This window comes from Spirosoma flavus (genome assembly GCF_054778555.1).
On record NZ_BAAGZL010000004.1, the window covers coordinates 416,784 to 430,655 of the forward strand.

Sequence of the window (13,872 nt, forward strand, 5' to 3'; positions counted from 1 at the left end):
TATGACTTCATTTCTTTTTTACCAGACTGGCAATCATATCTGCTTCACAGACCAGTTGGTTGGCCACGTACCCGCGACCTTGCATTTTGACAATGCCTCGCTTCATTGGTGACGTAAACTCACATCGAAATATTACGGTGTCGCCAGGTAATACGTTGCGCCGGAACCGGCAATTTTCGATTCCAATCAGATATGGCCAGTAATTTTCGGGATCTGAAACTGTGCTAAGCACCAGAATACCACCCGTTTGGGCCATTGCTTCAAGCTGCATTACGCCGGGCATAACGGGATTCCCCGGAAAATGGCCCGGGAAAAACGGCTCGTTCATCGTTACGTTCTTGATACCCACCACGCTGTTTTCGTCCAGTGCGATGATTTTATCAATCATCTGGAACGGATAGCGGTGTGGCAGCATTTGCGAAATTCCATTGATGTCCAGTACGGGTGGCTGAGTTGGGTCGTACTGTGGCACCTGATTGGCCGCATTTTTCTGAATGAGCTTTTTGATCTTTTTAGCAAACGCTACGTTGGCGGCATGACCCGGCCGGGCGGCCAGAATCTGCGCTTTGATGGGTCGGCCAATCAGCGCCAAATCGCCCACTACGTCGAGCAGTTTGTGGCGCGCCATCTCGTTCGGGTGGTGCAGCTTGATATTGTTCAGAATACCATCCTGCTTATTAACGCTCACTTTGGGCTTTTTGAGCAAATCAGCCAGATAGTCAAGTTCACCATCCTGCACATCGCGGTCCACAATTACGATAGCATTGGTCAGGTCGCCCCCTTTAATCAGGTTCTGTTTGTAAAGCGTTTCGAGATCGTGCAGGAAGACAAACGTCCGGCTGCTGGCAATCTGATCGGGAAACTGGCTGATATCGTTCAGCGATGCGTGCTGACTGCTGATAACCCGCGAGTTATAATCAACCATCACCGTGAGCCGGTAATCATTCAATGGCAACGCGGCCATTTCGATATCTTTCTCCGCATTCCGGTAGTGAACGTATTCATTGACCTCGAAATAATTCCGGGTAGCGTTCTGTTCTTCGATACCGGCGTCACGTAGCGCATCGATAAACTGTATCGACGAACCGTCCATAATTGGCGGTTCCGGTCCATCTAATTGAATCAGAATGTTATCGAGTTGTAACCCTACAAGAGCAGCCAGTGTGTGCTCTACTGTGTGAATCCGGGCGCCACTTTGCTCGATCGTCGTTCCCCGCGAGAGGTCTACTACGTTATCCACATCAGCATCGACGATGGGTTGACCCGGTAAGTCGACACGCTGAAATTTATAGCCATGATTGGTAGGGGCAGGCAAAAAAGTCATCGTTGCCTGAACACCCGTGTGTAATCCTACTCCCGATACCGAAACGGCCTTCTGAATTGTCTGTTGTTTGGTATTCATTCTTTATCAGTTGTCAGTTTACGATGGGCAAACTGATAACTATTTTTCATTTTTCTTTTCTAAATCGGTCAGGCGTTGCTCCAGTGATGGCAAACGTCGGAAAACGGCCAGCGAACGCATACTTTCTTTGAGGCCAAAAGCGGGAGAACTATTAATCGATGTCCCTTCTTTGTCTACGCTTTTTCCAACGCCCGACTGGGCTCCAACTTTGGTACCGTTGGCAATCGTCAAATGCCCCGCAAAACCGACCTGTCCTGCAATAACACAGTTTTCGCCGATTTTTGTTGAGCCCGAAATGCCCGTCTGCGCGGCCACGACCGTATTTTTGCCAATTTCTACGTTATGGCCAACCTGAATCAGGTTATCTAGTTTTACCCCTTGCCGGATTATAGTAGACCCCATCGTAGCGCAGTCGATGGTTGTATTTGAACCAACATTCACGAAGTCTTCCAGAATGACATTGCCCAACTGCGGAATGGTTTTATACGTACCGTCGGGCTGGGGTGCAAAGCCAAATCCTTCGCTGCCAATTACGGCGTTTGGGTGAACGACGCAGTTTTTTCCGATAATGCAGTTGTCGAGAATACGTACGCCGGGGTGAATAATGGTATTGTCCCCAATCTGCACGTTGTTACCCACATAAGCCTGTGGATAAATCTTGACATTATGCCCAATTCGGCAGTTTCGACCAATGTGCGAAAACGCACCCCGGTAATTCTGTTCACCAATTTCAGTGCCCTCGCCCAGATAAGACGGCTGTTCAACCCCCATCCGGGCAAAAAGCAATTGTTTGTGGTATTCTTCCAGAAGCCGGGTGAAGGCCGAATAGGAATTATCAACAAAAATCAGGGCAGAATCAACAGGCTTTTTTGGCTCGAACGAACGGTCGACAATCACCGCCGAAGCCTGCGTGGTATAGAGATGGGGTTCATACTTTAGATTTGACAGAAACGAAATATCGCCGGGGCGCCCTTCTTCGATTTTGGCTAATCCAGTGATTGCCAGTGTATCATTTCCGGCTACTTCGCCCCCCAGCAGTGTTGCAATCTGCTTGACTGTAAACTTCATATACGTATGACGACCATCGCAAAACGTCTTTTTTTCGTAAGCGATTGGGCCGCTAAGGTAACTAACAAATTGCACTTTTCGTATACTATCGCTCCGAATTCGGCCAAGAAAAAACAGATGACTATAGGGAGTTGTTGCCCAAAGTCAGGTCTTTTGCCCAGCAGACGTAGTACCGGCGAACGATGTTAGTCAGTACGTGGATATTCGATAGATCCGACGCATCGGCTACGTCGATAACCTTGCCTCCTTTGAGTTTAATAGCGATTCGGTCGCCCGAGGGCAGATAGGCCGCGTTAGTTGCCTGCCCTTCAATCAGAAAATAAGATAGCATTTCGTCGTCCAGGCCGGCGCTACGTAGCTGTTTTTCCAACTCTTTTACCAGCTCATCGGCAAACGGCTCCGTCGAGAGCATGATTTTAAATAATTTCCGATCGAGGAGCATCCGGCATAGCGTCGAAAGAATCAGATCGGGGTGAAGCGACCACTGCTTAATGCACGACCAGATATCGAAATCATCGAGTCTGGTAAACGCATCCAGGTACGTCCGATTGGTCTGAAACTGAGCGAGTGAAACACTTTCCAGCAAAAACAGCCGGAACGTATCAGGTGCATAAACCGACTCGGCCTGAATTGGCTCTGTCTGAATTGATCCGGCTTGGACTGACTCGGATTGCCGAACCAAAAACCGCGCCCGACGTAGTATCTGAATCAGCATCGACTCGCAACAGATCGACGTTTTGTGCAGGTAAACCTGCCAGTACATCAGCCGCCGGGCGTTCAGGAAGTTTTCAACGCTCAGAATGCCCTTCGCTTCTACGACCAGCTGGTCATCGACCAGATCAAGCATTTTAATGATACGTTCGGCCCCGATGGCGCCTTCGGCTACACCCGTATAATAGCCGTCGCGATTGAGGTAATCCATTCGGTCCATATCCAGCTGACTCGACACCAGCTGGTGGAAAAACGGCCGGTGATACGTACCATCGAACATGCTGATGGCCAGCGATAAGGCTCCGCCAAACTGCTGATTAAGGTCGTGCATAAGCATGAGCGAAATCTGCTCGTGCGGTACGTTGTCGAGCAGGCAGCACTCCAGTACGTGTGAAAACGGCCCATGACCGATATCGTGCAGCAGAATGGCGATCTGAGCGGCTTCGCACTCGTCGGAACTAATGATATGGCCCTTACTTTGTAACGTACTCATGGCCTGCCCCATCAGGTGCATCGCGCCGAGCGCGTGGTGAAAGCGAGTGTGCAGCGCACCAGGGTACACATATTCCGACAAACCCAGTTGTTTGATACGTCGGAGTCGCTGAAAGTAAGGGTGTTCGACCAAATCGAAGAGGAGTTCGGTCGGAATGGTGATGAACCCGTATACCGGGTCGTTCAGAATTTTCTTCTTATTTGACGATGTCATCTGCACAAAGATACCAGACCTAAACGCAGGATTGCAGACGTATTGTTTTAAAATCGGGTGAATACTGTTTGTACTGCCAAAAAATTCGTAAATTTGCCCGTCGAATTCGATCTATCGATCGACAATGGGCTTGTAACTCAGTCGGTTAGAGTGCCTGACTCATAATCAGTAAGTCGTAGGTTCGAGCCCTACCTGGCCCACGTTCATTATCAAGCACTTAGCAGAAATGTTAAGTGCTTTTTTTATGCCGGTTGCAATACAACTTGGATAAAAAGCTTTGGAATGCGGCCAGCTACAAACACATTGTTTTTTAACTAGTTGATTAGTGGTAAACTAGGCTACCTAGCTGATTGATTTTTGTAGAAATAGTTTACAACTCAATTTATGCTAATTAGAAAAAACAGCACTACAGCTATGCATCTGAAAGCTAAAATCGAATACACTACTACAATTTTGTCAGCTCAATTCGGTCGAGTCCTCGGTTTAATCCTCGCCATATCATCTTTCCCGGATCGCTGGTTAACTCCAGAATGAAATTGTCGCCAACCAAGCCTATATTCTCTAAAAATGTCTCTTCATCTTCGGGTATATGACTACCTATTGGAAATTTATACATCAGCAAAAAGGTACCTTGAGGTCCTTTCTGGCTGTAAACCCAGTCCGAGTAAGCCAGTAAATCAAATTGAATGGGATAGGTTTTATTTCTAAACCGAATCGTCCCATCATATTCTCCTACACGCTTATCCCTTGGCGATGTCCGAGGCTGAGTTGTCGGAATAATGGTTATGGTAGCCAAATCACTAAAGGAGGTATCCTTGCTTATCTTAAGTTGCTTTTGGAAAACGTTATAATCTTGGTACTTCAGGTTCACACGTGGCAGCGCCCACTGGCCTACAAGCTTAGGCCGTAGCTCATTCTGAAGCTCAATGCTAGCCTGATCAGCGTTGACTTTGGGTGTAGAGCCATAATCAGGAGAGCACTGACTAAACCATAAAAAAAGCATGACGGACGTAAGAGGATTGAATTTCATAACGGAAAGTGGTTTACAGTACGGATTCGATTTTCTAGTGTAAAGTTGTAATTGTGTGCTAGGTAAGTGGTAGTTTGTTAACTAAAGCACCAAACTTCAGGCTAGTTACCGTTTCACAAACCGTCCTAATCAAGATGCCGATACATGAATTACCCTTCGTCTCTCGCTGGAAGCGTTCAATGAGATAAAGTAGATAGTGGTGGCTGTTGGTAACAAAGTCCGTTTGGCCTCCAGTACCGCATTAGCTAGACTCACCGCAACGTTTTGCTATACAACTGGCCAGTGTAGTCAGCAGCTCATCCAAACTCACCGGTTTGAGCAAATGGGCATCAAAGCCCACTTCCATCGCGGTCGCGACATCCTCCGCACGGCCATAACCTGTCAGCGCCAGTATGGCTATCTGTTCTCACCAGGGCTGAGCACGCATCCTTCGACATACTTCATAGCCATCTATGGGCGGCATGCCAATATCCAGCAGGATGGCCTCCGGTTGTTGCTCTCGGGTGGCTGCCAGCACACTGGGGCCATCATAGTAGGCACTGACCGCATACCCTGAGCGCTGTAAGAGTATTCGGGTTATAAAGACGAAGTCAGCTTCGTTGTCAACCAAAAAAATAGATTTCATCTAGCTAGGTTGTGGCGTGGTTTATTGCGATTTCTTATGATGAATGGCCTGGGTGACTTCTTGTGCCATCGTAGCTATATTGACCGGTTTCAACAGATGACCATCAAAGCCCGCCTGAGCCGCTTTTTGCTGGTCGGTTTCCATGCCGTAGCCCGTTAAGGCCAGGATCGCCATCTGTTGCCCCCAGGGTTGAGCCCGGATCTGGCAGCAAACTTCGTAGCCATCCAGATAGGGCATGCCAATGTCCAACAGCAGTGCGTCCGGCCTCAAGCTTTCCGCCCCGGCCAGCCCCTGAGCGCCAGTATAGCGGGTATAGACTTCAAACCCTTTGGATCGCAATAACCGAGCCGTCATATCGGCAGAGTCGACGTTATCATCCACCACCAGCACGCGGCCCGAGATGGGTAACTGATCGTCCCGGTGAATGGGAACCGTGTCCGCTACGTCGTTGAGGATCGGCAAGCGGATAACAAACGCGCTGCCCTGACCGAGTCCTGCGCTCAGCGCCTGTATCTGGCCCCCATGCTGTTCGACCAGGTGTTTGACCACGGCTAAGCCCAACCCTAGCCCCCCATGTGGCCGGTCCAGACTGGTGGCTCCCTGAACGAACACCTCGAAGATGCTGGTTTGCTCCTGGCTGGTCAGTCCAATGCCCGTATCCTGGACCCGAATGATGGCCTGGTCTTTGGCCTGCTCCAGACTCACCCACACCTTACCATCTGGATCGGTATATTTGGCTCCGTTGGTCAACAGATTCGTCACCACCTGGGCCAGCCGGGCTTCGTCTCCCTTAACGTAAATGGGAGCAGCTGGCAGGGATAGACTCAGGTGTCGCTGCTGATCTCGATACAGGGGTTGAGCGGCCTCTATGGTTAGTTGAAGCAATTGGCCCAGATTGACCATCTTCCACTGGAGTCGCACAATGCCCTGGCGGATACGGCTCATGTCCAGCAGATCATCGACCATCCGATTCAAATGCTGGCTATGGCGAGTCAGGATCTGAATGCCTTTGGCATAGGGCATACTTTCATCCTGTCCCCTGGTAAGATCCAGTACCAGCAAGGTATTGGTAATGGCTGCCAGAGGATTGCGCAACTCATGACCCAGCATGGCCAGAAATTCATCTTTACGCCGATATTCGTCCTTCAGCGCTTCTTCGGCTCTGGCTCGTTCCACGGCCGCCCAGCTGCGCTCAGCGATTTCCTCCAGCAGCCCTACTTCAGCTTGGGTCCAGGAACGGCTCTGGCTATCCTCCACGAAGAACGAAGCTACCCACTGGCCTTCTTTCAGCAAGGGAATCCAGATCCTGGAGCGGCTCGTTGCTGTCCCAGTAGATCCGGCTTCTGGCGGCTGGTTTCGCTCATGGTCACCTGCATCGTCCACCACCATCGTTTGTCCTGAACGGGAGTATCGAAAAAGCTCATCGCCCAAATCCGAAAGCGAATAGATTCCTTGCCGACTTGGCATCACCCCGCTGGTCCAGTCCCGGTTAATCACCAGCTGGTCATAAGGTGGAGGAACATCGGCAAACCCACATCGATCCACCTCGTAATACTGGCCAACCAGTTCACTCACCGTGGTCATAATATCCACCGAAGCGGTTAAGGGTCTGATGGCATCAGTCAGTTTAAGCAGAAGCACCTGCCGTTTTTGCTGCTGTTTGCGTTCAGTGGTATTGCTAAACAGCACTCCTACCCGTCGGCTGGCTGGTGAGCCCAAGGCAAAAACGTACACCTCAAACCAGCGACCCAGCACGGGCGAGAAGGCTTCGAAGCTAACCGTCTCGCCCGTGGCGGCCACATGGCCATAGCCCTCATACCAGGTTTCCTCTAAGCCGGGTATGAGCTGACGCGTCGTCTGGCTAAGCACGTCGGTACGGGCCAGACCCGTCAGTCGCTCAAACTGGGGGTTGACTTCCAGCCATTGGTAGTCCATGGGCGCCCCGGCCGACTCGTTGGCGGGCAGTATCTGGCCGATGCCAAAACCCTGCTCCATGGTATCAAACAAGGTACGGTATTTCACTTCGGAGACTTGCTGAGCTTCCTCGATCCGTTTGCGCTCGGTGATATTGGTGAACAGGACCGCGATTTGAGCCGGGTGTTGACTGATTTGAAAGACATTGGCCTCGATCCACAGCTCTAGCTGGGCGACATAGGTCTGAAATTGAGTAGACTGCCCGGTCAGAGCCACCTGCTCATAGAGGGCCATGGTGCTTTCTTCGATCTGTGGTATAACTTCCCGAATGGTTTTGCCGATTACGTTGGTTAAGCCAGAGTGGCTTTCAAAGGCGGGATTAACCATTTGATAGCGAAAATCAAGGCGCTGATGGGCTGGGGTATCTACTTTTTCGAGTAAGCAGAAGCCTTGGTCCATTTTAGCAAAGGCGGTGGCATAAGCAGAAGCGAACGCATCAGGCGATGCGTTCTGTTTGGGGTCGGTTGGAGCCATGGCCAAAGAAATATGATCTTAGTAAACCAAAAGCTAGCCGTAAAGTTAAGCCCTACTCTACTTGATTAGCGAACAGACTTATTGGAATCAAATGTTGCCGATGAATAGGTAATGTAGATGCCTCTAAAGCCCCATTTACGGAGTATAAGTATGATCGCTCTATCGTCTCACGTGGGAGCATTTTATGAGACAATGTTGCCTATCAATATAGGCAATTATCGATAGGCAACATATAGTAACGAAAGCTGGATAGGCTAAACGGTAGTTACTCAATCAGCAGCTGATACGCCACAAAATGTTTGACGCCAAATCGCTTGTACCATTCTCCAATAGGTACTTGACTCTGAGCCAAGGCACAGTATTGCAAATACCCATCCTTTTCATAGGGCAAGGTATAGACTAGAAACGTAAACTTTTTTCCGACCGGAATTTTCGCCTGCCCCTGACGATATGGGAGAATATCCGTTCGAAAACTATACTGACCAGCTTGCCCCGGCTCTGCCTGGAACTGCTTGGGCAGACCCACTCGGGCAAACCGGAATAAAGCGTTCAGCGTCGTGGCATCTACCGCCCGCGCATAGACATCAAAAGCCAGCTTACCGTCGGCGTCAAGTTGAAAAAAATCCTTGCGGCTGGTGAGAGGGACTTCGGGCTGAGCCACTCCGTTTCGATATTCCTGATACGTTAACTGAAAGTACTTACTCTTCAGACTAGGATCATTCAGTTCGAAATGATGTTTCTCGACACCGATGAAAGACATCAGGGCCTGTAGTTCAGGATTGGTTGAGCCAAAGACAGCTTTCACGACCGTGCTATCCGTGCGTTGAGCAGTTGCCCAAAAAGGAAGGCTACTAACCAGGACCAGAACTAGGCTTAATCGGATTGAAAAGATACAGGAAGGAAAAAAAAACGCTGTCCAGGGGCTGTCAGCAACCGATGGCATTCGGGCCGCTACCTTTGGATGGCCTTTGAGTCGTGTTGTCATGTCTTTTTTTGACAAACCACGAGTAAAAAACGCACTTTCTGAGTTAAGCCCCGTTAAGCTGGGTTAATTAAGGTTAAGGCGCAGTTGAGCCCACCCGAAATGAATTATCTTCACCTATGAAACAGCCGGTAAATCTGATCCTAACGCTGATGGCCCTTTGTATTGGGGGCATCATTGGGTTGCAGTTATTCTGGAATTACCAAAACTATCGAGCCACTGTTCAATCCTTCCAGCATGACATTAATCAAACCCTTACGCAGGCTGTAGAGCTAGAAATGGCCCAGCGTCGTCAGAAATTAATTGACCAAATGAAGCAATGGCTAGCCGATACGGCGTTGATTCAAATTACGTGTGATATCAATAACCGGGATAGTAATACCGTCTTCCACATCAATGATCGGTATCCCAAGTTTACCGGTAGTTCAGGTTTTACGTTTGGTATTGGTGATCTCAAGCCCAAATTGACGCGCGTAAGTCCCGCCCTCAAAACGATGGTAATTAATCACTTTGCGGATCGGCGGGTTCGCCAGGATTTGCAGGAGGGCATGATTTACTATTATACCCAACGGCTAGGCGATCGCTTAAAGATAGCCTTTGAGCAGAGTCATGTCCGATTGAGTGAACTAGATCGCATTTACCGGGACCTACTCATCGCCAAAGGGATTGACGCCAAGTTTTTGTTAACTCCCACCCGTCGTGGGGGGGCTGGTTATTGGACCCAGCCGGTAGCTACTTCTTTTCGGAAACCCTACGTCAAGGAGTGGGTACGGGCTCGTTTTGAGCCTCCAGCCAGCTACTTTGTCAAAACCATGAGATGGGTTATTCTAAGTACATTTTTGCTCGTTGCCATTAGCCTGTTCTGCTTTGGCTATACTGCCAAGACCTTGCTCTCCCAACAGAAATTAACTCAGCTCAAGGATAATTTTATTAACAACATGAGCCATGAACTCAATACGCCACTCACCTCCATCAAGATTACAGCCGAAGCCCTTAAATCCTTTAGCCATCCGCCCCAGGTTCAAAAAAAGTATTTAGATATCATCACCTACCAGGCGGATAAATTAACAGGATTAACCACGCAAATCTTAAACGCCAATCGGCGAACCACCTTACCCAACGAGCCCTGGCAGGTGGTCAACATAGGCCAGCTCCTGGAGCAGGCGATCCAGGAGCATTCTCTCCGCCACACTCTTCCAGATACTTGGATAACGTATCAGCCGCCAGGCAAGCCGGTATTGGCGAAGGGGCTAACGAACAGTTTGTTGGCGGTATTTACGAATGTGTTAGACAACGCCGTTAAGTACAGATCAGCTCATCCCCAGCTCGACATCCGTCTAACGGCTAAAAACCGATGGGTTGACATTAGTTTTGCCGACAACGGCATCGGAATACCAGTCGAATATCGAACTCAAATATTCGAACCCTTCTTTCGTATACCCCGCGGTAATGTTCATGATGTGAAAGGCTATGGCTTAGGCTTAAGTTACGTGCGGCAAATCCTGACGCAACATGGTGGGTCGATCCGGGCGGAAGCCAATGAGCCCCAGGGTAGTTTATTTTGGATTCGTCTTCCTTTACACTGATGGAGCCAGTTCATATTCTCTTAATAGAAGATGAGCCTTTTCTGGCTCAAGTGGTTGTCGATAGCCTGGAGCAGCGTCACTACCAAGTCACTCATGTTGGGGATGGCCAACAGGCCTTTGATCTGTTTTGTACCCATCGATACGCACTCTGTATTGTCGATGTGATGCTGCCCATCACCGATGGGTATACGTTAGTGCAGCAAATTCGCCAGATAGATCAAGCGGTACCCATCCTGTTTCTAACGGCTCGCACGGCCACCAACGATCTAATAGAAGGCTACCGAAGTGGTGGAAATGATTATTTAAAAAAACCGTTTAGTCTGGAAGAGTTATTTCTACGGATAAATGAATTGCTCAAACGTAGCCAGCCCTCGGCTTCGAGGCTAGCAGGCGCTTACTCCATTGGCCACTATACGTTTATGGTTCACCAACAAACGTTGCAACTAGGCGATCAGCCGGTCATCCGCCTGTCTTACCGAGAAACCCAACTGCTCCAAATGCTGTATGCCCATCAAAACCAAGTTTTAGAGCGTCGTCACATCTTGCTGAGCTTGTGGGGCGATGACAGTTATTTCCAGGGGCGTACGTTGGATGTGTTTATCACCAAACTACGCAAGTACTTGAAGGAAGACCCCACCGTTGAGATTCTAACGCTGAGAGGGGTTGGTTTTCGGTTGGTTTGTTGATCAGACTACTAAACTAGTGTCTCGGCCATCTTTTAAAATGTCCGTTTCAATGAGATAGCGGCTACTAGCAGAAAATTCTACTCAAATTGCCATCCACTTTGGCAGTCCGATCACAAAACAACGTATCATTTATTGATTCATAGATGACTTCAGTATAGCTTAAAGATGACGGCGACGACAAGGGCTGTTGTAGCACCGCAAACATAAATCTCGTTCTTCTACCGGGAGGCCATCAGGGCCAAGGCTCGGACACTACCACATAATTTTATGGAAAGCGTTCATTCGCTTGCTTATCCACGAATTGGCAAAAGCAGATTTCACTAAATCGGCAAATTTCTGTTGCTGGTTTCAGCCTATGAATTGTATTTAGTCAACCTTCAATTCGAGTCGTAATGAGCCGGCTATGGGTCAATGGCGACTATTCAATTGCGCAGTTTTTGTTTGTCATACCCACTGCCTAGAATTACCTAACGAGGAAAACCGTTTCTGGACAAGTTACCGGCGGCCGAAAAAATCTATTCAAGCCGTGGTACGGCTCAATCAGGTCGTGACACTACGTACCGAACGGGCCTTATAACCATATTAATTTACTGGGGATGAGGTGTTAATAGGCGGTTGTTTTAGCTGGGCTTCTAATTGCCTTAACCATGGCTACAAGGCCCGCAATGGCCAGACCAGCAAGTAAACCAATCCCAAATTCTTTTATGACAGCAGGAACATTAGGTAACAGGCTGTGTAAAAAAGGTAAATTATGAACAAAGATGCCGCCAGCAACCAACAAAAGGGCGAACGTTCCCACCACATTTAAAAATCTGATGATAATTGGCAGAGCGCCAACCAGCCCTTTTCCGAGGATAGCCAGAATGCCTTTGTTATTCGACCGTTTGATCAACTGATAGCCCGCATCATCCATCCGCACCAGCAGCGCTACCAGACCATACACGCCAATCGTCGCTAATAAGGCAACCACCGACACCGTTACGACCTGGATCAGCGAATCTTGTTCGGTAACCGTCCCTAAGGCTATGATGACAATTTCTACCGAAAGTATAAAGTCAGTAGTTATGGCGGATTTTATTTTTGTTTTTTCCTCATCAACAACTGGATTAGTTTGCTGAGCTTCTGGGATTACTGGCTGGTTTGTTTTTTTCGCCTTCAAAATATATTCTATTATTTTCTCTGCTCCCTCATACGCCAGATAACAACCACCGAGCAACAGAATAACGGTGATGGCGACAGGCAAGAACGCACTCAGCAGCAGCGCCACCGGAACGATAATCAGCTTGTTAATCAAGGAACCTTTTGTAATAGCCCAAAGGATTGGCAACTCTCGTTCTGCCAGGAAACCAGTTGCTTTTTCCGCATTAACGGCCAGATCATCCCCCAGTATACCGGCAGTCTTACGCGTAGCTATTTTTGTCGTTAGTGCTACGTCATCCATTAAGGCTGCTATATCGTCCAAGACTGCGAAAATTCCAGATGCCATTGCTTTGAATACGTTAAATTGATTAGCCTACGTAGCCGTGTTAGTTTCTATCGAATTACGAGTTCCGCACCCGGATATCCAGGGCCATAATCGTCAGGGATTTAAAGCAAAACCATTTGTTTGAGGGATCGTTTAAGAAGAATGTATAGAAAGCTACATTTCTCGAGAGCGATTTTAAGTTGGCTTTGCCCATGCCTGCTGTGTTTTAGCGTTTTCCCTGCCCGAGCTCAACTACGGCTTGACCTGGAATCGGGCCTGGTGCTGGGCACTACGTACAATGAAATCAGGATACCAAATCAGGGAGGAACCTATATTAACCTTGCTGACAATCTAAGCGCCAAACCAGTTGTATTTTACCGACTTCGGCTGGGTTACACCATCGCCAATCGCCACACCGTATCACTTTTATATGCTCCGCTTACGGTGCGGTATCAGGGTGAACTAGGGCAGAATGTCACCTTTACCAATCAACTGTTTGCGGCCAATCGACAAACAAGTGTTGATTACACGTTCAACTCCTATCGTTTAACGTACCGCTATGATTTCATCTCCCGCAGTCGATGGCAGGTAGGGCTCGGTTTGACCGCTAAAATTCGGGATGCCAATGTCCAGTTTACTAATGAGTCAGCTAGTTCACATTTCGCTAATGTAGGGTTTGTACCGCTCATTAATTTTAACGTTATCTATAAACCTGATGAGTATTGGCGTCTGATGCTGGAAGGTGATGCGTTGGGTTCGCGCTTTGGCCGGGCAGAAGATATTTTTGTGGGTGGTGCTTATGCGATTAATCGAGCATTTAGTGTGAAGGCAGGTTATCGGGTAGTGGAGGGCGGAGCCGATGTCGATGAGGTATATAATTTCACCTGGATCAACTATGCGTCTGTCGGCGTGATGCTTTCCTTGTAGGTAAGTCAAAAAAGTTTGGTGGTGCGCTCGGCTGTATGACAGATGCAGGATTCGCCTATGATTTCAGCGTTTTGGGGAGGATATAAATAACGATGCCAGACCGAATCAGATGCACACGTTCTGAAGAGATTATTGTCTGCTTATACAGCAACCATTTCGATTGATCCGCTGAGCGTTGAAAAATCCTGCATCCTTCCGTTCAAAGACTAGCTTTTGCAGAAAGGATGCAGGAATGT

The 13,872-nt window shown here is 48.6% G+C and carries 11 protein-coding genes and 1 tRNA gene; 4 read left to right on the top strand and 8 right to left on the bottom strand.

The window, feature by feature from the left end; translation table 11 throughout:
- Positions 1–7: 7 nt before the first annotated feature.
- From ACYVF1_RS22090 to ACYVF1_RS22100, 3 genes are all read right to left on the bottom strand, one after another.
- Positions 8–1,402, bottom strand: a complete 1,395-nt coding sequence (locus tag ACYVF1_RS22090) for a bifunctional UDP-3-O-[3-hydroxymyristoyl] N-acetylglucosamine deacetylase/3-hydroxyacyl-ACP dehydratase (RefSeq protein WP_461082927.1) — start codon at positions 1,400–1,402, stop codon at positions 8–10.
- Positions 1,403–1,441: 39 nt separating this feature from the next.
- Positions 1,442–2,470, bottom strand: coding sequence for a UDP-3-O-(3-hydroxymyristoyl)glucosamine N-acyltransferase (gene lpxD, locus ACYVF1_RS22095; protein WP_461082929.1), 1,029 nt, complete (start codon positions 2,468–2,470; stop codon positions 1,442–1,444).
- A gap of 121 nt (positions 2,471–2,591) precedes the next feature.
- Entirely contained in the window at positions 2,592–3,887 is a 1,296-nt protein-coding gene (locus ACYVF1_RS22100; protein ID WP_461082931.1) for an HD domain-containing protein, read from the bottom strand.
- 126 nt (positions 3,888–4,013) lie between these two features.
- Between ACYVF1_RS22100 and ACYVF1_RS22105 the strand changes: the two genes are divergently transcribed.
- Positions 4,014–4,087 (top strand) — tRNA-Ile (locus tag ACYVF1_RS22105).
- A 245-nt stretch (positions 4,088–4,332) separates the two neighbouring features.
- Here ACYVF1_RS22105 and ACYVF1_RS22110 read toward each other — a convergent pair.
- The 4 genes from ACYVF1_RS22110 to ACYVF1_RS22125 all read right to left on the bottom strand — a co-directional run bounded on the left by ACYVF1_RS22110 (position 4,333) and on the right by ACYVF1_RS22125 (position 8,975).
- A complete protein-coding gene (locus ACYVF1_RS22110) occupies positions 4,333–4,917 on the bottom strand; it encodes a hypothetical protein (RefSeq protein ID WP_461082933.1) in 585 nt (194 codons plus the stop codon).
- 406 nt (positions 4,918–5,323) lie between these two features.
- Positions 5,324–5,542 (bottom strand): response regulator transcription factor, encoded by a 219-nt coding sequence (locus ACYVF1_RS22115; protein ID WP_461082935.1) that lies wholly within the window; start codon positions 5,540–5,542, stop codon positions 5,324–5,326.
- A gap of 21 nt (positions 5,543–5,563) precedes the next feature.
- Complete coding sequence (locus ACYVF1_RS22120; protein WP_461082937.1) at positions 5,564–7,990, bottom strand: hybrid sensor histidine kinase/response regulator; 2,427 nt, start codon at positions 7,988–7,990, stop codon at positions 5,564–5,566.
- Positions 7,991–8,255: 265 nt separating this feature from the next.
- Positions 8,256–8,975 carry a hypothetical protein gene (locus ACYVF1_RS22125; RefSeq protein ID WP_461082939.1) on the bottom strand — a complete coding sequence of 240 codons (720 nt, stop codon included), beginning with the start codon at positions 8,973–8,975 and terminating at the stop codon, positions 8,256–8,258.
- A 116-nt stretch (positions 8,976–9,091) separates the two neighbouring features.
- Between ACYVF1_RS22125 and ACYVF1_RS22130 the strand changes: the two genes are divergently transcribed.
- Together ACYVF1_RS22130 and ACYVF1_RS22135 are read left to right on the top strand one after the other, a co-directional pair.
- Positions 9,092–10,558 carry a sensor histidine kinase gene (locus ACYVF1_RS22130; RefSeq protein ID WP_461082941.1) on the top strand — a complete coding sequence of 489 codons (1,467 nt, stop codon included), beginning with the start codon at positions 9,092–9,094 and terminating at the stop codon, positions 10,556–10,558.
- Entirely contained in the window at positions 10,558–11,244 is a 687-nt protein-coding gene (locus ACYVF1_RS22135) for a response regulator transcription factor (protein WP_461082943.1), read from the top strand. The genes ACYVF1_RS22130 and ACYVF1_RS22135 overlap by 1 nt, the downstream gene beginning before the upstream one ends.
- A gap of 604 nt (positions 11,245–11,848) precedes the next feature.
- Here ACYVF1_RS22135 and ACYVF1_RS22140 read toward each other — a convergent pair.
- The gene (locus ACYVF1_RS22140) at positions 11,849–12,730 is read right to left on the bottom strand and encodes a DUF808 domain-containing protein (RefSeq protein ID WP_461082945.1); all 882 of its coding nucleotides are present in this window, start codon (positions 12,728–12,730) and stop codon (positions 11,849–11,851) included.
- 141 nt (positions 12,731–12,871) lie between these two features.
- Between ACYVF1_RS22140 and ACYVF1_RS22145 the strand changes: the two genes are divergently transcribed.
- The gene (locus ACYVF1_RS22145; RefSeq protein WP_461082947.1) at positions 12,872–13,636 is read left to right on the top strand and encodes a hypothetical protein; all 765 of its coding nucleotides are present in this window, start codon (positions 12,872–12,874) and stop codon (positions 13,634–13,636) included.
- The last annotated feature ends 236 nt before the right edge of the window (positions 13,637–13,872 follow it).